The organism is Nostoc sp. UIC 10890, from assembly GCF_054786515.1.
Genome location: NZ_JBSGKF010000001.1, coordinates 4,974,399 through 4,998,050, shown reverse-complemented (window position 1 = coordinate 4,998,050; position 23,652 = coordinate 4,974,399). Strand labels below are relative to the sequence as shown.

Below are 23,652 nucleotides of genomic sequence, written 5' to 3'. Positions count from 1 at the left end.
GTCAAAAGGCAAAAGAGAAGAAAATAATTTTGCTTTTGCCTTTCATATTTTTACTTTTCTCTTGTTATGGGGAGTTTTTTGTAGTACTAATGTTCTAGAGACATTTATAATTACTTCCCACAAATTTATGGAACGTCTAACTGAAGCTCAACAAGAACTTTACGAATGGTTGGCAGAATATATCAGATCGCACCAGCATTCACCTTCTATTCGGCAAATGATGCAAGCGATGAACCTGAAGTCACCAGCACCAATTCAAAGCCGTTTAGAACATTTACGCACTAAAGGATATATAGAATGGACTGAAGGACAAGCGCGAACGATTCGGATTTTGCGTCCTGTTAAACAAGGTGTACCAATTTTGGGCACGATCGCGGCTGGTGGTTTAATAGAACCGTTTACTGATGCTGTAGATCATTTAGACTTTTCTAATTTTGAGTTACCTCCCCAAACTTATGCTTTGCGTGTAGCTGGCGATAGCATGATTGAAGATTTAATTGCTGATGGCGATGTAGTATTTTTGCGTCCAGTAGCAGAACCAAATCATTTAAAAAATGGCACCATCGTCGCCGCCAGAGTAGATGGATTTGGTACAACATTAAAACGTTTTTATCGCCAAGGCGATCGCGTCACCCTAAAACCAGCAAATCCCAAGTACAATCCCATAGAAGTCAGCGCTATGCAAGTGCAGGTACAAGGTTCACTCATTGGTGTTTGGCGTGGTTACAACTGAATTGGGAATGGGGAATGGGGAATGGGAAAGATAAGTACCAATGACCAATGACCAATGACCAATGACCAATGACTAAATAAATATGTACCTGACGCAAAACCCAGTGCAACAACTGCCCACTTTCCGGTTGAAATTACCTTATGCAAGGGAAAGTAAGGGCAGTTATTATACGCAACCATTACCAGGATGCCCAAGAATGCCTCCATCTCTGCAATTGCGGCAATATCAGCGCCAAGCGATCGCTAGCTGGTTTAGCAACAATGGCAGAGGGACGCTGAAAATGGCTACTGGTAGTGGTAAGACGATTACCGCATTAGCGATCGCTTGTGAATTATATCAGCAGATTAATTTACAAGTTCTGGTTGTGGTATGTCCCTACCGCCATCTTGTTACCCAATGGGCGCGAGAATGTGAAAAATTTAATTTGCAACCCATTTTAGCTTTCGAGAATTTACGCACTTGGCAAAGTCAACTTTCTACGCAAATTTATAATCTGCGTTCTGGTTCTCAACGGTTTGTCACCGTGATTACTACAAACTCCACTTTAATTGGAGATGGGTTTCAGTCTCAACTCAAATATTTTCCCGCCAAAACTTTAATTATTGGGGACGAGGCGCATAATTTAGGCGCACCTAAGTTAGAAGAAAGTTTGCCGCGTAGTGTTGGGTTGAGACTAGCTTTATCTGCCACACCGGAGAGGTATTTTGATGATTTTGGTACGCAATCTTTATTTGATTATTTTGGCCCAGTTCTCCAGCCTGAGTTTACTTTGAGAGATGCGATCGCTCAAGGTGCTTTGGTACATTATCTGTATTATCCGGTGTTGGTGGAGTTAACTGAAGCCGAAAGTATTGCCTATTTAAAGTTAACTAAAAGAATTGGGCGATCGCTACTTTATCGAGATAGAGAAAATGGACAAGCAGGAAGTTTTGAAGACAATGAAGATTTAAAGCCTTTATTGATGCAAAGAGCAAGATTAATTGGTGCGGCGGAAAATAAATTAAATGCTTTGCGGGATTTAATGATTACTCGCCGCGAAACTAGTCACACTCTTTTTTATTGTAGTGATGGTTCCCAAGATGCGGGACAACGTTCATCGCTACGCCAACTTAAAGCTGTTGCTAAAATTCTGGGAGTGGATTTGGGATACAAAGTAAGCACCTATACGGCTCAAACAACTTTACAAGAAAGGGAAATTTTGCGCCATCAATTTGAAAGTGGAGAGTTGCAAGGTTTAGTCGCAATTCGTTGTTTAGATGAAGGTGTAGATATTCCAGCAATTCAAACTGCCGTGATTTTATCAAGTTCTGGTAATCCTCGCCAGTTTATTCAGCGACGGGGGCGAGTTTTACGTCCTCATCCAGCTAAGGAACGCGCAACAATATTTGACATGATTGTTTTGCCACCAGATTTAGATAGAGAAACTATAGAAGTTGAACGTAATTTATTGAAAAAAGAATTACGGCGCTTTGTAGAGTTTGCTGATTTAGCTGATAATGCAGGGGAAGCAAGAATGAAGTTACTTGATTTACAAAAGTGCTATGGTTTATTAGATATTTGATGATGAACTATATAGTTGTATTATTTTGTAAAATTTTTCGAGTTTTGAAAAAAGAAGCATTAAATATGAAATAATAAAATTATGAGTTAGATCATAATGGGATGTAAGTTGCTTTAAAAATTTCACTTACATCCCATTATAATCTAGATTGTTAATATTAATAATAACAGAAGACAATTCAATAATAAAGTCTTTTTTCAAAGAAAATGATAAATTTGAAAAAATAGTGTTGGCAAAATTAAAGATAAGGCTAACAGTGGCTTTACGGAGGTAAATGCAATACTAGAGAAAGTTAAAATATAGAAAAACTAAATTTCCAAACCGAAGATGTCACAAGATGCGAATATCGATGATGTGCAGGAGCCAATAAATAGCGCTTCGCCGGAGGTACGGCGAATTATTGAGCGGGTATGGAAGCTGGAAAAAGGCAGGCTAGATAAGAAGATTAACAGCCATATAAATGATAATATTTTGGACATTATTAAGGAAGAGGTGCGATGAAGCTGACTTCAATCAAGCTATGCAACTTTCGCTCCTTTTATGGTACGACACCAGAGATGCTCCTGGCTGGAGGGGATGTTCAAAACACAACGATTATTCATGGCAATAATGGCTCTGGAAAAACCAGTTTACTAAATGCTTTTACTTGGGTATTGTATGATAAATTTAGTGCAGCATTTGCATCGATAGAGCAGTTAGTTAATAAGCGTGCGATCGCAGAGGCTCAAAAAGGTCAAGCTGTAGAATGTTGGGTAGAAATTGGCTGGGAACATGAAGGTAAACGCTATCGAGTTAAACGCGCCTGTCGGGGTTATAAAAACGAAGGTGATTTTGACGCTGGTAAAACTCAATTAACAATGTGGGTTGGTGCGGATGATGGTAAATGGAATATACCAACTCAGCAACCAGACGATATAATTAATCAAATTTTACCCGCTACTTTACATCAATATTTTTTCTTTGACGGCGAAAGAATTGAAGAAATAGTTCGTTCTGACAAAAAAGCTGAAATTGCTGAAGCGACAAAAATTTTCTTGGGTGTAGAAGTAATCAACCGTTCCATCAGACATTTGGGAGATGCTAAAAAATCTTTAGAAAATGAATTAAAAGCAATTGGTGATTCTGAAACCAAACAACTATTACGACAGCAAGAAAAGATAGAACGGGAACGCGAACGGATTACCAAACGGCAAACGGAAATTAAAGAAGAGTTAGAATATCAACAAACTTTTAAAAAAGAGACAAGTAACCGTTTACGAGAACTTAGCGCAGCTAAAGAATTGCAAGAAAGATGGCAAGATTTAGAATCGCAGAAGACGGCGAATCAAGAAGAATATAAAAAAACAAAGGAAGCGCTAAAAAAAGTTCTCTCTGCGCGGGGTTATACAGTTTTATTGTCGGAAACTACATCCCAGTTTCGAGGAATTATCAATGATTTGAAGCAGCGTGGCGAGTTAACATCAGGAATATCGCGGGAATTTGTGAATGATTTACTCAATTCTCAGCGCTGTATTTGTGGCGCAGAATTACACGAGGGTAATCATTCTCATACTCATGTGAGTACTTGGTTAAATAAAGCAGGTTCCTCAGCGGTAGAAGAAACTGCAATTCGGATGATAGCTCAAGTAGATGAAATTGATAAGCAAGCAATAGGATTTTGGGAAGAGGTTGATAGAGAACAAAGTAGAATTAATCAGTTAAGGCAAAGCATATCTCAAATTGAAGGTGATTTAGACAATATTCAAGAACGGTTGCGAAAAGATGCTAATGAAGAAATTAGCAGTTTACAAAAACGCTTAGATGAAATTGAAAGTAAAATTGATGAATTGAACCGAGAACATGGTGCAAATCAGCAGCAGATTTCTCAACTTACAACTGAGATTGAAGGTTTAAATAAACAAATTGCTAAACAAAAGCTGAATGAAGACAAGCAAACTCTAGCACAGCGACGAATTAACGCTACTCAAGATGCAATCGAACGATTAACGGAAGTTAGAAATCGTCAAGAACAGCAATTTCGTCTGCAATTAGAAAAACGAGTACAAGAGATATTCACAGAGATTTCTGTTACTCCCTATATTCCTAAAATTAGTGAAAAATATGAACTGACATTAGTAGAAAATACTACAGGTATAGAAGCACCAGTTGCAGCATCTACGGGTGAAAATCAAGTTCTCAGTTTATCCTTTATTGCCAGCATCATTGACAAAGTAAGGGAATGGAGTGAGAAACGAAAAATGATGATGATTCCCGATAGTAGCACTTTCCCAATTGTCATGGATTCACCCTTCGGTAGTTTGGATGAGAATTCGCGGCGACACATTGCGAAGACAATTCCCCAATTAGCGAATCAGTTGATAGTTTTAGTTACTAAAACTCAGTGGCGGGGTGAAGTAGAAGCTGAGATGACAAACAGAATTGGTAGAGAATATGTGCTTACGTATTATTCTTCTAAGCCAGATTGCGAACAAGATTATATTGAGTTGGGTGAAGAAAGATATCCTTTGGTGAAACAAAGTCCGAATGAGTTTGAATATACGGAAATTATCGCAGTTGAACGGAATGGGTAATTACTCACGGAGAGGCGCAAAGGTTTTTTCTTGGTTAAATTTGAGAAAAAGAGAGGAATAAAGTTATGGTTGCGAGTTCAGATAGAAATTATATGTCTCCCCAAGAATATCTGGAATGGGAAGAACGCCAAGAAATCAAATATGAATATATTGATGGTGAAGTTTTCGCCATGACTGGGGGTACTCTTCCCCATAATGATATTGCTTTAAACTTAGCTTCAGCGTTAAAAATTCATCTAAGAGGGAGTGAGTGTCTTCCCTTTATGGCAAATGCAAAAGTAGGTGTATCTGAGAAGGGGCCTTTTCATTATCCCGATGTTGTGGTGAGTTGCGATGAACGCGATAAACAAGCTATTCAATTTCTCCAATATCCTTGTTTAATTGTTGAAGTTCTTTCCCCTAGCACAGAAGCTTACGACAGAGGTAAAAAATTTACGCGGTATCGTCGCATTCAGACTTTGCAAGAATACGTCCTTATCGATGCTGAAAAAATTGGTTTAGATTGTTTCCGGTTAAATGATAGAGGACTCTGGGAGTTACATCCTTATGAAGAAGGGGATGAAGTTCATTTAACCAGCGTTAATTTCCGCTTTCCAATATCTTTGGTGTATGAGAATGTTCAATTTCCTATTTGAGTAGACTGTATGATTGTGTATTTTACGAACCAGTTTCGCAAAAAAGGTGCAGAAGACGCAGAGGGAAGAGAGGAAAGATGGACTATGTTAGTAGATAATTTGTTTGTTTAGCGATCGCCTACATACTAGTATAAAATAATGCGGTAAGATGTGCGATCGCTTCTAACTTTCGGTTAAGATAGCTACACCTTAAGTATTATAACAATGGCGGAAACTGGCAGAATCAGGGTTGCTAAAGATAAAGCTGAGTTAGTAAAGGATTTAACATTAACGTCTTCAGATGGTGGAACAGGGCCTTTTCAAACCTATGCTGATGTGATTGTGTTTGCAGCAGCTTTGGGTGTCAAGCATAAAAAGCGGGTGGCTTTGGGTGAAATTTCTAAAAGAGAACCGTCACCAATTGGACAAGAACATTTCTTAATTAAGGGATATGATTTGGTAATCAAACTACTAGCAATTGTTGAAGCTAAAGAACTTAATATTTTATCTTATGAAAACGAAAAATATGAAAATCAACGCATTCGTATGTTTGAAGAATATGCTAATGGTGGGCTTGAGATATTACAACAGGAATTACGAGGGGCAGTAGACTATTCAGAAAGACTGCTTCTAATTTTGATGACTGAAAGATTCAATGAAACGCTACAAGAAGAAACAAGTTTTGACTTAAGTCGTTTTATATAATACAGGAATAAATATGCATAACTTTAAATATAAAGCCGTTCGCATAAGACAAACAAATTCTGGTGATTGGCTGGTACTTTTTGCTGCTTCCGCTATAGAAATTGATATGTGGGCAGGTGTACCACAGAAAAAGAAAATTGGAGAGCAATCAAAAGAAACGACTGGTTTCCAACGGGAAGAAAATAAAAAACGCATCAAAGAAATTAGTGATTTTTATCGTAATGAACAGAATATAATTCAAAATCCTTTACTTTGTGCATTACGTCAAGCAAGTGAATTAGTTATTTTTGAACCAAGTGAAATTGATAATAGTATCACTGAGAGCATTCAACATGGTTTTCTAACTGTAAAAAGTGAATTTTTAGAGAAACTAAGCTTACTAGATTTACTAAGAAGAGTAAAAGCAGATTTAGAGCGTAGAGTCCCAGGACTAGTAACTCAAATAGTCCCTGATAAAATTATATTAGAACTTAAACAACGTGCAGAAATCTTGCATAGTTTTCAGGCTTCACAAGATGAATTTTATGAAAATGATCAAGACATTACTGAAGAATCAGATGATGATGGAGCTTTAGGTCTTTCATTAACTGATGAATCCCATATATTAGATTTTTGGCAAGAGGTTGCTGCTTATATTTCCGTTTTAGAAGAGATAAAAGATAGTTTTAATGAAGACAAATTTCTAGACTATTCAAAAGAAGCAATGATTTCATTTTTACGTCCTATAGTTGTTGTTGATGGACAACATAGGCTTCGAGCAGCGATTAAATCTGTTAAAGAACTAGTCATACAAGATGCATATAAGGAGTTAATAGAAAAAGCAATTATAGATGATAAAATTGAACCAGAAGAAGCTCAAAGAAAAATAGAAGCTGATGCAGCTCGTAAACTGCCAATTTCACTACTTATGAATACAGACCCAGCAGAACAGGTTTTTCAATTTGTAGTTGTAAATCAGAAAGCAACACCGATCAAAACCGCTTTGCTAGGAACAATTATATCTACCAGTCTTTCTAATGAAGAATTGACTAGAGTATCAGATAGGCTTGAGTTAGCAGGGATTAAACTTGAAGAATCAAGAGCAGTAACTTTTCTGACTCGATCTCAAAATAGTCCATTTTATGGTTTAGTTGAAAGGGGACTTGCTTCAGATAGTAAAGACCGTCTAAAATGGAATGTTCTTGCATCTATAGTAAAAATTTTTAGGGAACTAAAAGGAGGTAAACTTTTTCATGAAAGTGTTGATTACGCTGATAAATGGAGACGTTGTTACCTACCTGAATCAAAAATTGTTGAGAATTGGGAAGTTGAAGAGTGTGAAGATGCTTTCAACTACTGGCGTAAGCTTGATGGCTCTTGGAGAGAAGTATTTATATTATTTTGGACTTCAGTACGTGATAAACTAGCTTCTCGAAATAATGATGAAGCATCTCATTACTGGGGTTCTCCAGTTAAGTCAAATATTTTTAACCAAACATCATTGACTATTCTTGCATCAGATTTCTTTCAATTTCTATGTGAACGGGAGATTAAAATCGATAGTACAAATGATATCCCTATTCTTGTTAATCAATGGTTGAAAGATGTTGATCGTGATTACTTTAACCGAGAATGGAATTTAAAAGGAGTGAAAAAAGATGTACCTGGTATTAAAAAAAGGTGGTCAAAGCTTTGGGTGGAATATAGAAAAGACCCACAAAGACTACCAAGATCAACTCAATATCGTGACCCCCTTGGCAATTAAGTTTCATTATAGCTATGGAATTTGCAGAAATTAGCTCTTTTCTTGACACTACAGCAGACAAACTTGAAGCTTCTTGGGATATCACGAGTCTCAGTAATATTGCAAATCAGAGAGTGCCTGACTTTATCATGAGCGGTCGAGGAACTTTACTAAGAGCTGACATACATATATTGTGGACACAGTGGTTTATTGAGTCCATCTGCAATCCAGATATATTTGCTAATTCTTCTCAAGGCTACGCCTACATAGTAAAAACAGTTCAGAAAAGAGTACCTCTTATTTTCCCAGGAATTTCTGAAGATGAGCGAAATAAAATTACAAAATATATTGCGAGATTAGTAGATAAAGAAGTTCAACGGAGAAGAGAGAGAAAACGCATTTCTCTGAGTTTAGAAAATAGAAAAATGTTATGGGATATCTACGGAACAGAACAGCGTTGTTGGATTTGTGGATATACATTTACCACATGGGCTGAAAATAAGTTCTTGGGATATATCAACTATCAGGAAGCTCCTCTTCCTCAGTTTGTTGATTACATGACATTGCATGGTTTAACAGAACGGGATATTTCTGTTGAAGTTGACCATGCCGTACCCTTTTCAAAAGGTGGTAATGAAGAAGATAACCTTCGTATAGCATGTGGTTGGTGCAACTCTCACAAAAGTGATCGAACTTCTTTGTATGATGTTGCACTGAAACCACGTATATTAAATCATACAAAATTGGGAAAGCAAAGTATTCCTCATCCTTTTTGGATTGTTCGACTTTTGTCTGTACGTAGATGCTGCGAATACGAGGGAGGTTGTGAGCAGACTGTAGATAATTCACAGTTGACTGTATTTCCCAGGCATCCTGAAGGTGCAATGAACCCAACAAATCTACGTGTTATTTGCTCTGAGCATGATCCTTTAGGTTCAAATCGTTTTATGAGTAGAACAATTGCAGAACAAGGGCCTTAGAATTTAAGAACTATGATGTTGAATTTGGTTTTGTGTAACTCCACAAAATATTGACAGAATATTGGAAATTATCATTAGATTTGCTAGTTATAAAATCGTTGGAAGTCCTACAGCTTTTGGATCAACAAACTCACCATCAAAACTTATAGTTTTATCTTCTACAGTTCTAGCATCCGCCAAAGCCTTACGAAGTTCAGCACGTTCCATCTGTTCCTGAATTCCACCCAGAATGTAAACCAATAACTTTGCCGCTAAATCTCGTCCAGCAACCTGCACTCGCTTTTTATTTGGGTCATATAAAACCCCATACCAGAGAGATTGGGGATATTCCATACCACTAAAACCACCTTGCTGGTCAAACTTCCGCAGTTTCTTAAAAATATCTTCTAAAGAAAAACCTTTTTTAAAAACCAAAATTCCCAAAGCTTGCGCTAATGCAACTTGAGCAACTGGACGGAAAAGCATATTTCCTTCACCTCCATCTTTCTCAAAGCTGAAGCGCCGTAAAGCTGGTGTATCCTCGTGTTCTAAAATTTTATAACTAGAAAGACTAGCCAAAGAATCAAATAGCTTTTTAAATTCCTCAATTCCCTGCTCAATTTCTTCATCCTCTGGACGCATGGGAATTAAACCTTTCTCCAAGGGTTTCCAGTGAGGAAACTTATGAACTAAATATCGCTCAGACATATCTTGGAGAGCTTGCAAAGTGGTCAAAACTGTAGAATTGGAAGCGACTGTTGCACTATTCCAATTAACACGGGGATTGCGCTCTTGTCGTTGTTCTAATAGTGGATGTGTAACTGCAATTTTTCTAGCAACGATCGCAAAACCATCATCTTCATTCAACTGTGTTAGCTGACCTTTAGTCAAGGGTGCAGCCATCAGGTTGACATGAACAAAAATCGATCTCACCCTTCGCCTCGCCTCAGTGCGAGTTTCCCCAGCCGCTACCGCACAGATGAACTCAATACCAATTTTTTCCTTGGGTAAGTTTTGCAAGTAAGCAAGGTCTACTTGGTACTTTTCTATCAAATCATTGACTGTTATAAAACTGTCATCAGCACCTTTATCTTTTTTATAGCGCTGGAGTTTGCGAGTTTTAATTAACTCCATTAACCCCTGTACACCCATTAATCGGTGTTGACCATCCAGTGCATAAATAGTTACATCATCCTCAGAAATATTTAGCAGACCTACTTTAGCGTCTTTATCTAAGGGGATGAAATCTGTAGTAGACTTTGTGGCGCGTCCTTCACTATCCCACTCAGCAGCTTTAGGATTATCCACCCACGGTTGATTAATTACTACCAGCACTGGCGGAAACTTATGGTTGTGTCGAGCCGCCAAATACTGTACTAGTGGCGCTTGACGTGACCAATCAAGGGGACGTTGTTGAATTTCATCAATACTATCCGCATCAATCTCGACATTATCAGTCTCTGGATTATATTTTTTTTGAAACAGAGGTAAGCCAGAGGCGAAGTGAACCCGACCTGCAAACCATTCCAGTGTAACAGAGCTAACATAAGCCTCAGTACCACCCATTTCGGTTTTTTGAACGAGAATCTGATCTTTTCTCCCTAAAAACTTCTCTAGGAGTAAAGCTAGTACCTGTTTTTCCTTGTTTTCCCGTTCCAGGTATTCTCTAGCTATGTCAGCAGTTGGGTCAGATGCACTATCTTTCATGCTAAATTTTAAAAACAGAATCGTATTATGTAGTTTAATTTTCTAAAAAAGTATATATCACTTCTAAAGTTTTTAAAAACTTTTTTCAACCCACGGAAGTGGATTTTGTCTGTGTTACTGCAAATTCTATTTGTCCAGATATTAAACCAGTGTTTCTAGAGGTAGGGAGAAATGACTACAGCACAACAACCAGAAAATAAAAGTCAGCAAGCACGTACTGTAGCAGAGTTAGTGGACTATATCCAAGCTCTCACCACCGAAATTCAAGAATTGTATTGTTTAGACCAAGTACCTTGGGTTTTAGGCGTGTCTTGGGGAAAAGATTCGAGTGCTGTATTGCAACTTGTTTGGAATGCGATCGCTGCTCTTCCTCCAGAAAAAAGAACTAAAACAATCCATGTTATTACAACAGATACTCAGGTAGAAAATCCAATTGTTTCTGCTTGGGTTCGCACATCCATGCAGCAGCTGGCATCTGCTGCAAAAGAAAGAGAGATGCCAATTGAAACTCATCTGCTTTATCCCGCAGTCAAAGATACCTTTTGGGTAAACTTAATTGGCAAAGGCTATCCTGCGCCGCGTATGCGGTTTCGGTGGTGTACTGAACGGCTGAAAATACAGCCTGCGAATACCTTTATCCGTAATATGGTTCGAGATAATGGTGAAGTAATTCTCGTTTTAGGTATGCGTAAGGCTGAAAGCAACAAACGTGCGACCGTTATGGAAAAGCACGAAAAAGGACGGGTGCGCGATCGCCTGAGTCCTAGATCGAGTTTGATTAACTCTCTCGTTTATACTCCTATCGAAGACTGGCGTAATGATGAAGTATGGCTTTACTTGATGCAGTGGCAGAATCCTTGGGGAGGAAACAACAAAGACTTATTTACTTTGTATCGAGGTGCAACAGCAGATAATGAGTGTCCTCTAGTTGTTGATACTTCTACTCCTAGTTGTGGTGATTCCCGATTTGGCTGTTGGGTTTGCACATTGGTGAGTCAGGATAAATCGATGGAAGCGATGATCCAGAATGATGAAGACAAAGAATGGATGCAACCTCTATTGGATATTCGTAATGAACTAGACATTAAAGAGGACTGGGATAAGAGAGACTTTAGAAGAATTTGGGGTGAAGTCCAACTTTTTGAGCGTAACAAAGATGGGGAAATATCTGTTGAACCAATACCTGGCCCCTATACTAAATATTGGCGAGAACATTGGTTAAGACGATTATTAGAAGCGCAAACAAAAACCCGTCGGACAGCGCCAGAAAATATGCGCGATATCACCCTAATTACTCTAGAAGAAATGAGCGAAATTCGCCGCATTTGGCTAGAAGAAAAACACGAATTTGATGATAGCTTACCCCGGATTTATCAAGAAGTGACTGGCGAAGAATTTCAAGACCCCCGTCCTGGTGCAGACTATAGCCTACTAGGTCGTGATGAATGGATAGTATTAGAAGAAATCTGTGAAGGTGACGCGATGCACTTGGAACTCATGGCGAAATTGTTAGACACAGAACGCCAGTATCGCAAAAAAACTCGTCGCGTAGGAATATACGAAACCCTAGAAAAATGTTTTAATACGAGTTCACGTTCCCCTGAAGATGCGATTAAAAATGCTCGTTTGAAACGGGAATTAAGCGAAGCAGTTAGTCAAGGTGATGTTGCAAAAGTCAAGCAGATGACTTTGGGCGATGTTCCAGCAATCAATGAAGTAGATGAAGGTAAAACTGAAAATGATGAAGAGGTAACTTGGGCAAGTATGAAATTTAAAAAGAAAAATTCAGAATAATAGAAGACGGGAGTCAACCAAACTACTTAAAGAACGCTTGACAAAGTTGGGTTATCTTAAAAAAAGCGAGGTTCTATGATTCAAGCCATACACAAATTAGTAACTTTTGAAGATTTTGCAGCTTGGCGGCCTGAGGGTGGGAGATATGAATTACATGATGGCGTGATTGTTGAAATGGCACAACCAGTGGGAGATCATGAGGATGTTGTTGGTTTCTTGGCACTAGAGATATCTGCTGATATCAAGCGTCTAAATTTACCTTACTTCATTCCAAAAACTGTATTAGTCAAGCCATTTGAAAGTGAATCAGCTTATTCACCAGACATCTTAATAATCAATCGACCAAATTTAGTGAATGAGCCTTTATGGAAAAAAGAATCAACTGTATCTCAAGCTACATCTATTCCCTTAGTAATTGAAGTTGTTAGTACTAATTGGCGAGATGATTACTACAAAAAATTAGCTGATTATGAAGCTATAGGTATTCCCGAATATTGGATTATAGATTATGCGGCTATAGGTGCTAGGAAGTTTATTGGCAATCCTAAGCTGCCGACTATATCCATTTATCAATTAATTGATGGTGAGTACCAAGTTACTCAATTTAAAGGCGATACCCATATTGTCTCGCCTACTTTCCCAGAATTGAATTTAACCGCCGAACAGATTTTTCAAGCTGGAGGTGTGCAAATCTAGCCACGCTTACCAACACAGAGACAGATACAATCGCATTTCTTAACAGTTAGTGATGGTATTATCTATATTTCATAGACAATATTTTTTATCAATGCGTCAGACAAAACCATCTAATTAATTTTATTTGATTCCTTTCATCACAAGCTTTCTGCTTCTGCGATCGCTGTCGAACTCATGTTAATCTTAAAAACTAATGATATTTCTTGAACTAGTATTACAAAACTTTGGCCCCTACAGTGGGAAACAGGTAATCAATCTTAACCCAAAAATTGATGAGGAAAGCTCACACCCAATTATTTTATTAGGTGGGATGAATGGCGGCGGAAAAACCACGCTTATGGATGCCATTCGTCTCGCCCTTTATGGCCCCCGTGCCCAATGTTCTACCCGTGGGAATTTAAGTTATAGTGATTTTCTCAATCAATGTGTTAACAATAAAATAGATCCAGTTTCAGACACCCGAATTGAATTACTTTTTGAACATATTGAAAATGATAAGCCAATAAAATACCGTGTTGTGCGTAGTTGGACAAAAAATCCTAAAGATGGTAAGGATACATTAGGTATTTTAGGCGACAGTGATACATGGCCTGATGCTTTAGTTAATATTTGGGATGAGTATATTGAAAATCTCTTGCCATTAGGTATTTCCAACTTATTTCTCTTTGATGGTGAACAAGTTAAAGAACTCGCAGAACAAGAAACACCACCACCAGTTGTAGTAGACGCAATTCGCGGACTTTTAGGGCTAGAGTTAGCAGATCGTTTAGCAGTTGATTTAGATATCTTAGTTAATCGTAAACTTAAAGAAGTTGGTAATAGTAAGGATTTAGCAAACTTAGAGGAAATTGAAACTAGGTTAACCCAACAACAAGAAGATTATCAAACCACAGAAGAGAAAGTAGAAATTCTCAAAAATCAGGTAGAAGAGTTAGAACAAAAGCAGCAAGAAGCCTTTGATAAATTCATTTCTGAAGGTGGAAAGATTGCAGCAGAACGCAATCAATTAGAACTACAGCAAAATACAAAAACTGCGGAAATTGAACAAGTACGTCAGTCAATGTGTGAATTGGCGGCTGATGTTTTACCTCTAGCATTAATTCCCAATTTGCTTAATCAGGCGCAGACACAGGGAGAAAAGGAATTTCGCCATCAACAAGTACAAATTTCCAAAGATTTGTTACTTGAACGAGATCAGCGTTTACTCGCTTGGCTAAATCAAGTAGATATTTCTCCTATACAAGTTGAAAAAATCCAATCATTTTTAATCCAAGATGTAGATAGTTTATATGTAAAGACTCTCCAGACGGAAGCACCTTGGTTATTAGCTGATGATGAAACTTTAAGTCAGCTAGATAATCTTATATATCACTTACAAAATTCTAGACTTTCTGCAAAAGAGAAGTTAGCTATTCTCAAAAATAAAGAAGAAGAAATCCATACTTTAGAAAGACAAGTGCAAACAGCAGCAGCACCAGAAGATTATACAAAGCTGCGTCAAGCACTAGAATCGGCACAAAATCAAGTTGTTGAAGCTAAAGCAAATTATGAAACAATCCGCCGCCGTTTAGCTGAATTAGAAACTATTATTGCTAAGTCCAAAAAAGAATTAAGTGAATATACAGTAGAAAATATTAAACATAAAAATAGCGAACATATTATTACTTCTGCGGCTAAAGTTCAAAAAACACTCAAGATTTTTCGGGAAAAATTAACTCTGCGAAAACTCAATAAATTAGAGGAGGAAGTTAAAAATTGCTTCCTTTATCTCCTCCATAAATCAGATTTAGTGCATCGTATCACTATTGATACCAAGACTTTCAGTCTTTTGCTTTATGATTTAAATGGTAAACCTGTGCCTAAACATCGTTTATCAGCAGGTGAAAAACAATTACTTGCGATCGCATTCCTCTGGGGTTTAGCCAAAGTCTCTGGACATCGCCTACCAGTAGCAATCGATACGCCACTAGGTAGACTAGACTCTTCTCACCGCAGTAACTTAGTTGAACGTTACTTTCCATCCGCCAGCCACCAAGTGATTTTGTTATCTACGGATACTGAGATTGGAAAGAAAGAAGTAGAAACACTGCGAGAAAATGAAGCGATCGCCCGTGAATACCTGCTCAAATACAACTCCTCCACCCGCCAAACAACTATCCAACCAGGTTACTTTTGGTAATTCGTAATTCGTAATTCGTAATTCGTAATTCGTAGTTATTTACCTTTGAGTCGTTTGGTGGAAGCAACTAGAATTTTGCCAATTTCGTTTGCCTCTTGGAGAAGTAGTTGAAATTTGTGTCTATCCACTAGTTCGGATTCAATTAATATTTCCAACCAGTATTGTGTTTCTCTTGCTTCTTTAAAAGCAATTTCTAATTTATTGATAAAATCTCTATTAGATTGGGCAGACTGTGCTTCTCGAACATTTGCACCAATCGAAGTACCGGAACGAAGTAATTGTTTAGATAGAATTCGATAAACTCCAGGTTTTTCATCTAAAAAGCAACAAGCTTTAACAATTCTTACCGCAAAACTTCTTGTCCAGTCAGTAATGCTACTATTAGTTACCATATTTTTCTTTTAAATCATAATATCTATGTTTCCCGCATCTAAAAGAAAAACTAGAGTCTCAGTCTAAATCAATTACGAATTACGAATTACGAATTACGAATTATTATGGAATCCCCAATCGAAAGAATAAAGCTTTCCCAAACAGCCAAAGACCAACTTACCAAACTTAAGCGCAGCACCAAAATCGACCAATGGAATATCCTATGCCGTTGGGCGTTTTGCCGTTCCCTCGCAGAAGCAACCACACCTTCCCCCGTCCCAATTCCCCAAGATAGCAACGTCGAAATGAGTTGGCGCGTCTTTGGCGGTGAAATGTCTGATATACTCCTTCTCGCCCTCAAGCAACGCTGTCACAATGACGGCTATCCCACCGACAAAGAAACCCTCGCCACCCAATTCCGCTTACATTTACATCGCGGTATTGGCTATTTAGCAGGCGATCCAAATATCAAGAAAATTGAAGATTTAATTGAACTAGCTGTTAAACCTTGAAAGAATATTAGCTGCTAACTGTCTTAATTACGAATTACGAATTACGAATTACGAATTACGAATTAGTATTATGCCTGAAGCGCTAGAAATTGAGCGTCATAGAGCTGCGATCGCTCGCACTGACATATCTCGCCCCGTGCGATTGGCAATAGAAGGGTCAATCCTCAATCAAGACACCACTTTTTTTGACTACGGCTGCGGCTACGGTGGCGATGTCCAGCGAGTAAAAAACTTAGGCTACACCAGTGCAGGTTGGGACCCTTACTACTATCCCGATGTACCACGCACCCCCGCCGATGTAGTTAACCTGGGTTATGTCCTCAACGTTATTGAAGACCCTGAAGAACGCCGTCAAAGCCTCATCCAAGCTTGGGAACTCACTGAGAAAGTTTTAATTGTCGCGGCTCAAATCCTAATTAATGCTCCCAGCAAAACCCAACTTGCTTACAATGATGGCATTGTGACGCGCCGCAATACTTTTCAGAAATATTACGAACAACAAGAACTCAAAACCTATATTGATGAAGTCCTAAATGTAGATGCAGTACCGATCGCACTAGGCGTTTACTTTGTTTTTCGAGACGAAACGGAAAAAGAAAGTTACAAAGCTATCCGCTTCTTTTCTAGCACTTCTACACCGCGAGTCCGCATTCCCACTAAGCGGTTTGAAGACTATCAAGAACAGCTGCAACCATTAATGGCTTTCTTTACCAAGCGCGGTAGACTACCCGTGAAAGGCGAATTGGAAAATGAACAAGAATTACTGAGGGAATTTGGTAACTTCCGCCGTGCATTCGGTGTAGTTTTGCAAGCTACTGATGAGGCTGAATGGGATGCGATCGCTTATCGTCGTTCTCTCGATATCCAAGTTTATCTCGCCCTCACCCACTTTGATAAACGTCCTGCATGGCAAAAGCTAGCCCCAGAAATGCGTCACGATATCAAAGCCTTTTTCAGCAGTTATGAGGAAGCGTGTCTTGTAGCCGATCAAAAGCTTTTCAGTTTAGGTAAACCTGGGGTGATTCAAACTGCTTGCGAAAAAAGCAAAATTGGTAAACACACGCGTGGTGCGCTTTACGTCCATGTTTCGGCATTAGCAGCACTCGATCCCGTACTACGAATTTGTGAAGGTTGCACTAGTCGTACCATTGGGCGTATTGATGAAGCCACATTAATTAAGTATCACACTGATAAACCGCAAATATCCTATCTGTCTTACCCTGAATTCGACACTGATCCCCATCCGGCGTTAAAAGCCAGTATAGGTATTGATTTAAAAACCCTCTTTGTGACTCATCGAGACTACGAAACTAGGGCAAATCCACCGATTTTGCACCGGAAGGAAACATTTGTTACTAGCGACTACCCAGGCTACGAAGAATTTGCTAAACTCACCCAACAAGAACAGGAATTAGGGCTACTTAACCAAAAAAGCGACATTGGTACGCGTGAAGGTTGGGAAAAATGCCTTGCTGCACACAGAGTAGAAATCAGGGGACATCAGGTTTATCCAATTCAGGAAAGTTAAGAAAACGCTGACGCTATAAGGTTATCCTGAATTTGTATTTAACCCAAGTAAATCTTGGTAGTTTGTCATGTTTGGGTAAAATCACACAGCGATGGCGAGTTTCATTCCCTGATAGGGATTAATAGGAACTGCTGCCACTCCGATAATCCAAACCCTTATAGGTACTAGTTACATGATATACTTCTGGATTTCCTCGTTGTATTTTATTGATATTTCCTCAAAAGAGGCAAAAATTTGAAAATATGAGGAAAATTAAATCGCTGCTGGGAGTTTTCGGTAGTCGCAAGATGGCGGCTTTATTATTTTTAGGTTTTTCATCGGGTTTACCGTTATTGTTAATCGGTAATACCTTAAAGGCTTGGATGACTGTAGAAAAGGTAGATTTGGCCGCTATTGGTTGGTTTAGCCTTGCGAGTTTGCCTTATTCCTTAAAGTTTTTATGGTCGCCGTTGGTGGACAGGTTCACCTTGCCAGTTTTGGGACGAAGACGGGGTTGGTTAATTTTGACGCAGATTGCTTTGATTGTAGCGATCGCAGTCATGGCTTTTCAACAACCCAAACAAGCATTACAGCTACTAGCCATCAACGCCATAGTCATCGCTTTTATCAGTGCAACTCAAGATATTGCTGTTGATGCCTACCGTACCGACGTTTTAGAAAAACTAGAAATGGGGGCTGGTGCAGCAGTTTTTATCTTAGGCTATCGAATAGCCCTATTAGTCGCAGGTGCTTTAGCTTTGATACTTGCTGATAATCTGCCTTGGTCATCGGTTTACTTGTTTATGGCAGGGACAATGGTAATTGGTATTCTTGCCACCTTATTCGCACCAGAACCCAAGGAAATTAGCCCTCCAGGTTCTCTAGCTGATGCTGTTATCTTGCCGTTTCAGGAATTTTTTCAGCGTCAAGGGATTATCAAAGCTATTTTAATGCTTGCATTCATCACTCTATACAAGCTAGGTGATGCTTTGTTGAGCAATATGACCACGCCTTTTTTGCTGCAAACTGGTTTTACCAAAACCGACATTGGGGCAATTCAAGTGGGGATGGGGTTAATTGCAACGATTGTTGGCGCTTTAGCAGGTGGTTCAATTTTGAGTGCTATTGGCATCAATAGATCGCTTTGGGTTTTTGGTATTCTACAAGCAGTAAGTAATTTAGCTTACTTTTTTCTAGCATACATCGGTCAAAACTACCAAGCTATGGTACTTGCCATCAACGTAGAACAATTTTGTGGTGGATTGGGGACAGCAGCCTTTGTTGCCTTTTTGATGAGTCTTTGTAACCAGCGGTTTTCCGCAACCCAATATGCTTTATTATCCAGCTTAATGGCTGTCAGCCGCGATATTCTGGCGGCCCCTGGAGGCGCGATCGCTCAAAGCACGGGTTGGCCTATATTTTTCTTAATTACCATCGCCGCCGCTGTACCAGGACTACTTCTATTACCAGTATTTGCCCCCTGGAACCCTCAGCCAGTGGCAATATCCAGACCAGGACTTGAGGACGAAGAAGAGGATATATGGGGAATCAAGTAGTTATTGCTGTCGGCACATTCATCCTCTTACTTACCGGTTTATTACTGGGGTATGTTCTCTCGCAGTTAGTTCTGGGATTTCTAGCATTTAACCTCCTAACTTTTTTCGGAACACTCAGCCTAATTTTAATTTTTGGTACACTTTATTACGTTTTATTTTGGCAGTTGCGAAGAGAACAATCCCGACCATCAACTCCATCAACCATAAATCAAGGGATACCAACCCAGGTAGACGATGGTGGATCTGATAGCTATCTCAAAAACAGGCTAATCGCTAAATTATCTGGTGACACTGCCGCAGCCGAACGATTAATTGAACAGGCAAAGGAAACTTATCCTGGGATGCCGGAGAATTGGTATTGCGAAAGAGTTCTTGACGACTTGGAAAGCGATCGCCAGAGGGAGTAGGGGAAGCAACAAGAGAGGGGAAAAGGTTAAAGGTTAAAGGGAAAAGGAATAAATTTAATCTTTCCCTTTTTCCCCTTACCTTTTTCCCCTTACCCCTTTCCCTTTCCCCCTTACCCATTCCCCTTTACCCTTCTTACCCATGCCCAATTCCCAATGCCCCATTCCCATGTACAAAAAATTGCTAAAATCAATCAAGAATACTTCACAAATCTTCAGCTAGGTTCTCATAAAAGTTCTTAGCTTCTTGCAATTAAAATATGGCTATTTTTCGTCAATACATCGCTCCACTGCTTGTAGTACTGGTATTTGTCTTTGCCCTAGTGGCAGTCAGCGCCCGGATCTTTTTACCGTCCGATATGGCAGCACCCGCACCAATTGAAGAGGTACAAGTAACTTCTCAACGTACTCCAATTGATTTACCTCCAGCAGCACATAACTTAGCTAGCTAAGTCAATAAACATCAGCGTGTCTGAGCAACTATTACCTGGATATATTATTCGCCGTGGCTCCCTTTTGGAGCGATCGCTGCTGCTTAAATTCATGCAGCGAACTTACCAGGATCTTTTTCCCAATGAGGATTTTTCCCACCTAGAGCAAACAGTTAAGCAATACTTTTCTAGCGATACGCCCTTGTGGTGGGTAGAAGAGGAGGGGGAGCAGGGGAGCGGGGGAGCGGGGGAGCAGGGGAGCAATAAAAAATCTCTCTCCTCTGCCCCTCTGCCCCTCTGCCCCTCTGCCCCGATCGCCTGCCTCTGGGTAGGCAATGCTATAGATCAAGTACATGGTAATCGTCATGCTCACATCTTTATCCTCTACGTTGTACCAGAACATCGGCGGCGGGGTATTGGTACAGCCTTGATGCGATATGTGGAAAATTGGGCTATTCAAAGAGGCGATCGCCAAATTGGCCTGCAAGTGTTTCAATCAAACAAACCTGCATTGAATCTTTATAATCAGTTAGGTTATCAAACCCAATCCATCTGGATGGTAAAATTCCTGAGTGCAGAAAAATAAACTCAAGGATAGCGATAATATACTGTTGCATCTGAGTTATGAAGGTTCTCGTTTGGATAAAACTCAACGAGGAAGAAAGGAAAATGTATAAGAACCCAACTAATATATATAAAGCTTTAACTTATTAGCGCGGGGGATTATGTGTTAATCCCTTTTCGGGATTGAAATCAAATTATGTATGACGAAGACGATCTAAGCCTACTCGATATTGAGGAGGAGCTAGAAAGCCCCTTAGATAAAATAGAGCCGCTAACTGCCGAATCAGTTGTGGCCAAGCCCGATCCAGAAGTGATGCTAGCCTTGCTGGAAAATCCCCAGCCTCAGCAAAGAATGTTAGCGGCACGTGCTTTTTGTGATATAGAAGATGCCCGTGCTACCCCCCATCTGATTCGCCTGTTAACTGATACCTGTCCCTTAGTGCGGGTAAGTGCAGCTTATGGCATCGGACGCAATCCCAGTTTAGAAGCAGTGAGTCCGTTAATTGCTCAACTAAACAGTGATTGGAATGGCTACGTGCGTAAAGGTGTAGTTTGGGCTTTAGGAAACTGTCGCGATCGCCGTTCTTTAGCACCCCTAGCAAACGCCTTAAGAACAGACATTTCCGCAGTGCGTTTGTGGGCTGCTAGCGCCTTAGCACAAATGGCAGAAGTGGGTTATGAAGCAGTGATAGGGGCAACACCACCTTTAATCGAAGCCTTAGTCCAAGATCCCGTAGCAGCAGTGCGAAGTAACAGTGCTTGGGCAATTGGTCAACTGTGCCGCGAATTGCCTTCTAATGTAGTTTATGCCACTGCGATCGATGCCCTAATTCAAGCCTTTGCCGAAGATCAAGATTTGGGAGTCAGAGAAGACGCCAAAGCCTCACTATTAGGAGTAGGCGATCCCCGTGGCTTGCAGCTAATTGAAACCTTGGAACAAGAAGGGTGGTTTTGATTGGGCAAAACAGTTCTGAGTGCTGAGTGCTGAGTGCTGAGTGCTGAGTTAGGAGTTAGGAGTTTTCTTTTGTCCCCTTGTCCCCTTGTGTCCCTAATTTCCCCTGCTCCCCTGCTCCCCTGCTCCCCTGCTTTTACTGTCCTTCAGCTACAGGTTTGACTAAATTTAAGTCATAAGGGCGCTCAGTATCATCTTCACCCAGATATTCACCATTTTGAATTTCCAGAATAATTAGCGGAATATGTCCAGGATTTTCTACTTTATGTAGTGTTGCTGCGGGGACATAAGTTGATTCGTTTCGATTCAGTAATATTTCCGCATCGCCACAAGTCACCTTTGCCACACCTGAAACTACAACCCAATGTTCATTGCGATGATAATGAATTTGTGGTTTAATTCCATGCCTGGGCTTGATTTCCACACGACTAATTCTATAGGTTTCTCCCTCCTCGATTACCTCTACCTCACCCCAATATCGTGTACCTGAATGTGGAGACAATTCGTTGATATTTGACTGAGTATTATTTTCATTGGGAGTCATAATTCATTTCTCAACCAGATAAGTATTAGTATTTATCAGTAATTTACCGTAAACGAGATTAACCTGGATAGGGAGGTGCAGTCACAACATCTCTATCGATGACAACTGCTCTAACTTTACTTTAGGCAACAGATCCTATCCGTAAATTTCTAAATGTTTGAAGGCGTGAATTGTTCACTCCCCCGTATACTGAATCCGATAAATTCGATTATTGGCTTCTTCTGTTAGTAATAAACTGCCATCTGGCAATACGAGTAAACCTACAGGCCGTCCCCAAGTGGTTGGTACAGAAGGATTTAGCAAAAATCCTGTGAGAAAGTCTTCGTAGTAGCCAAGCGATCGCCCTTTAGCATCGAAGGGAACAAATACAATTTTATAACCAGTGCCGCGATCGCGATTCCAAGAACCACGAAAAGCAGCAAAAGCACCGTTCTGGTATTTTTTGGGAAACGTTTTACCATCATAAAACTGCAAACCCAATGCTGCGGAGTGCGCCTGGAACAGCACATCTGGCGTTTGAGTCCGGGCGACTAAATCAGGACGTTTACTTTTGTCATCCGTCTTTTGCCGCGGATCGAGGTTGTTGGGTGTTAGATAAGCATAGGGCCAGCCGTAAAATGCCCCTTGTTTAACCCGTGTCAAATAGTCTGGAACCAATTCATCACCGATTCCATCCCGTTCGTTGACAGTGGTATAAAGTTCCTTAGTTACAGGATGAAAGTCTAAACCAACAGGGTTACGCAAGCCGGAAGCGAAAGTTTGCTGCTGGGAACCATCTAAATTCATCACCTGTATTGAAGCTCGTGGCAGGGGTTCCTCGTCTACATTGGTTCCTGAACCAACTGAAACATATAATTTATTGCGATCGGGTGAGACAACGACATTGCGCGTCCAATGGTTGTTATAGCCTTGAGCGGGCAAATCGGCAATTTTTTCTCCCTTACCTGTAATCTGGTTTTGGCCTTGACTATAGGGAAAACGCACCACAGCATCTGTGTTCCCCAGAAAAAACGAATTATCTACGAAAGCCATACCAAAGGGTCTATTGAGTCCGTTTTCCCCACTAGCAAAGGTTTCTCGAACGTCAGCGACACCATCCCCATTGCTGTCACGCAACAGACGAATGCGATTTTGCCCGGTTTCAGTCACGAGTACATCGCCACTGGGGGTTAAAGCTAGCCAGCGTGGCGCATCTAAACCTTCAGCAAAGACGTTTACTGTAAATCCTGGTGGTACTCGCAGCACCGGATTTTGCGGAATCGGCACAACCTCTGGCCGCTTAGAGGCACTTTCTGTTGCGAAGGGTGCTGGTAAATTCTTCAGATTGATTCGGATGGGTGTAGGTGAAAGTGCTTCAGTACGGACAATATTTTTTGGCTGTGTAGGATTTTGTGACGGTTGGGTAGAAGGTACAGAGGTTTGTGGTGTGGGATTATCTAAGGAAGCGCGAGTCTGATTACAGGCTGCTGTCAAGGTCAGTAAAAAAACTGGCAGCAAGAAACGCGCAAGGACTTTCATGGCGGTAGAAACTATACACAATTTTCTTACTTTAGACTTGAGACTTAATAA

22 protein-coding genes are annotated in these 23,652 nt (G+C 40.0%); 18 read left to right on the top strand and 4 right to left on the bottom strand.

From position 1 onward, the window contains the following. The first annotated feature begins 127 nt into the window (after positions 1-127). The 8 genes from lexA to ACWATR_RS20600 all read left to right on the top strand — a co-directional run bounded on the left by lexA (position 128) and on the right by ACWATR_RS20600 (position 8,886). Positions 128-733 (top strand): transcriptional repressor LexA, encoded by a 606-nt coding sequence (gene lexA, locus ACWATR_RS20635; protein WP_334986538.1) that lies wholly within the window; start codon positions 128-130, stop codon positions 731-733. 82 nt (positions 734-815) lie between these two features. Further along, positions 816-2,294 (top strand): DNA phosphorothioation system restriction enzyme, encoded by a 1,479-nt coding sequence (locus tag ACWATR_RS20630; protein WP_460336399.1) that lies wholly within the window; start codon positions 816-818, stop codon positions 2,292-2,294. 327 nt (positions 2,295-2,621) lie between these two features. Beyond that, positions 2,622-2,795 carry a hypothetical protein gene (locus ACWATR_RS20625; RefSeq protein WP_460336396.1) on the top strand — a complete coding sequence of 58 codons (174 nt, stop codon included), beginning with the start codon at positions 2,622-2,624 and terminating at the stop codon, positions 2,793-2,795. Beyond that, positions 2,792-4,864: an AAA family ATPase gene (locus ACWATR_RS20620; protein WP_460336393.1), complete on the top strand. Its 2,073-nt coding sequence runs from the start codon at positions 2,792-2,794 to the stop codon at positions 4,862-4,864. Before ACWATR_RS20625 ends, ACWATR_RS20620 begins: the two co-directional genes overlap by 4 nt. Before the next feature lie 65 nt (positions 4,865-4,929). After that, on the top strand, positions 4,930-5,499 hold the full coding sequence (locus ACWATR_RS20615) for a Uma2 family endonuclease (RefSeq protein ID WP_460336390.1): 570 nt from the start codon (positions 4,930-4,932) through the stop codon (positions 5,497-5,499). A 204-nt stretch (positions 5,500-5,703) separates the two neighbouring features. Then, positions 5,704-6,183, top strand: coding sequence for a DNA phosphorothioation-associated protein 4 (locus tag ACWATR_RS20610; RefSeq protein ID WP_460336387.1), 480 nt, complete (start codon positions 5,704-5,706; stop codon positions 6,181-6,183). A gap of 13 nt (positions 6,184-6,196) precedes the next feature. Continuing rightward, on the top strand, positions 6,197-7,927 hold the full coding sequence (locus ACWATR_RS20605; RefSeq protein ID WP_460336384.1) for a ParB N-terminal domain-containing protein: 1,731 nt from the start codon (positions 6,197-6,199) through the stop codon (positions 7,925-7,927). Between the two features lie 14 nt (positions 7,928-7,941). Beyond that, positions 7,942-8,886, top strand: coding sequence for an HNH endonuclease (locus ACWATR_RS20600; RefSeq protein WP_460336381.1), 945 nt, complete (start codon positions 7,942-7,944; stop codon positions 8,884-8,886). 87 nt (positions 8,887-8,973) lie between these two features. Here ACWATR_RS20600 and ACWATR_RS20595 read toward each other — a convergent pair whose 3' ends face one another. After that, entirely contained in the window at positions 8,974-10,572 is a 1,599-nt protein-coding gene (locus ACWATR_RS20595) for a DGQHR domain-containing protein (protein ID WP_460336378.1), read from the bottom strand. 171 nt (positions 10,573-10,743) lie between these two features. Between ACWATR_RS20595 and dndC the strand changes: the two genes are divergently transcribed. The 3 genes from dndC to dndD all read left to right on the top strand — a co-directional run bounded on the left by dndC (position 10,744) and on the right by dndD (position 15,241). Then, positions 10,744-12,366 carry a DNA phosphorothioation system sulfurtransferase DndC gene (gene dndC, locus ACWATR_RS20590; RefSeq protein ID WP_460336375.1) on the top strand — a complete coding sequence of 541 codons (1,623 nt, stop codon included), beginning with the start codon at positions 10,744-10,746 and terminating at the stop codon, positions 12,364-12,366. Positions 12,367-12,441: 75 nt separating this feature from the next. Next, on the top strand, positions 12,442-13,062 hold the full coding sequence (locus tag ACWATR_RS20585; RefSeq protein ID WP_460336372.1) for a Uma2 family endonuclease: 621 nt from the start codon (positions 12,442-12,444) through the stop codon (positions 13,060-13,062). Positions 13,063-13,255: 193 nt separating this feature from the next. Beyond that, positions 13,256-15,241: a DNA sulfur modification protein DndD gene (gene dndD / locus ACWATR_RS20580; protein WP_460336369.1), complete on the top strand. Its 1,986-nt coding sequence runs from the start codon at positions 13,256-13,258 to the stop codon at positions 15,239-15,241. A 35-nt stretch (positions 15,242-15,276) separates the two neighbouring features. Here the strand turns inward: dndD and ACWATR_RS20575 are convergent, their stop codons facing one another. Next, complete coding sequence (locus tag ACWATR_RS20575; RefSeq protein ID WP_460336366.1) at positions 15,277-15,633, bottom strand: four helix bundle protein; 357 nt, start codon at positions 15,631-15,633, stop codon at positions 15,277-15,279. Between the two features lie 105 nt (positions 15,634-15,738). Here ACWATR_RS20575 and dndE point away from each other — a divergent pair, with 105 nt between their 5' ends. From dndE to ACWATR_RS20540, 7 genes are all read left to right on the top strand, one after another. Next, positions 15,739-16,125, top strand: coding sequence for a DNA sulfur modification protein DndE (gene dndE / locus ACWATR_RS20570; RefSeq protein ID WP_460336363.1), 387 nt, complete (start codon positions 15,739-15,741; stop codon positions 16,123-16,125). Positions 16,126-16,195: 70 nt separating this feature from the next. Then, on the top strand, positions 16,196-17,653 hold the full coding sequence (locus ACWATR_RS20565) for a DNA phosphorothioation-associated putative methyltransferase (RefSeq protein ID WP_460336360.1): 1,458 nt from the start codon (positions 16,196-16,198) through the stop codon (positions 17,651-17,653). Between the two features lie 242 nt (positions 17,654-17,895). Next, positions 17,896-19,188, top strand: a complete 1,293-nt coding sequence (locus ACWATR_RS20560; protein ID WP_460336357.1) for an AmpG family muropeptide MFS transporter — start codon at positions 17,896-17,898, stop codon at positions 19,186-19,188. After that, complete coding sequence (locus tag ACWATR_RS20555) at positions 19,173-19,595, top strand: hypothetical protein (RefSeq protein ID WP_069068991.1); 423 nt, start codon at positions 19,173-19,175, stop codon at positions 19,593-19,595. The genes ACWATR_RS20560 and ACWATR_RS20555 overlap by 16 nt, the downstream gene beginning before the upstream one ends. 257 nt (positions 19,596-19,852) lie before the next feature. Continuing rightward, complete coding sequence (locus ACWATR_RS20550; protein WP_322638745.1) at positions 19,853-20,044, top strand: hypothetical protein; 192 nt, start codon at positions 19,853-19,855, stop codon at positions 20,042-20,044. A gap of 16 nt (positions 20,045-20,060) precedes the next feature. After that, the gene (locus ACWATR_RS20545; protein WP_460336353.1) at positions 20,061-20,609 is read left to right on the top strand and encodes a GNAT family N-acetyltransferase; all 549 of its coding nucleotides are present in this window, start codon (positions 20,061-20,063) and stop codon (positions 20,607-20,609) included. A gap of 174 nt (positions 20,610-20,783) precedes the next feature. Continuing rightward, the gene (locus ACWATR_RS20540; protein ID WP_069068994.1) at positions 20,784-21,542 is read left to right on the top strand and encodes a HEAT repeat domain-containing protein; all 759 of its coding nucleotides are present in this window, start codon (positions 20,784-20,786) and stop codon (positions 21,540-21,542) included. Positions 21,543-21,675: 133 nt separating this feature from the next. On the opposite strand, the gene ACWATR_RS20535 is transcribed toward ACWATR_RS20540, so the two are convergent. Then, entirely contained in the window at positions 21,676-22,083 is a 408-nt protein-coding gene (locus ACWATR_RS20535) for a phosphomannose isomerase type II C-terminal cupin domain (RefSeq protein ID WP_181928464.1), read from the bottom strand. A gap of 174 nt (positions 22,084-22,257) precedes the next feature. Then, complete coding sequence (locus ACWATR_RS20530) at positions 22,258-23,601, bottom strand: PQQ-dependent sugar dehydrogenase (protein ID WP_460336348.1); 1,344 nt, start codon at positions 23,599-23,601, stop codon at positions 22,258-22,260. Between the last annotated feature and the right edge of the window lie 51 nt (positions 23,602-23,652).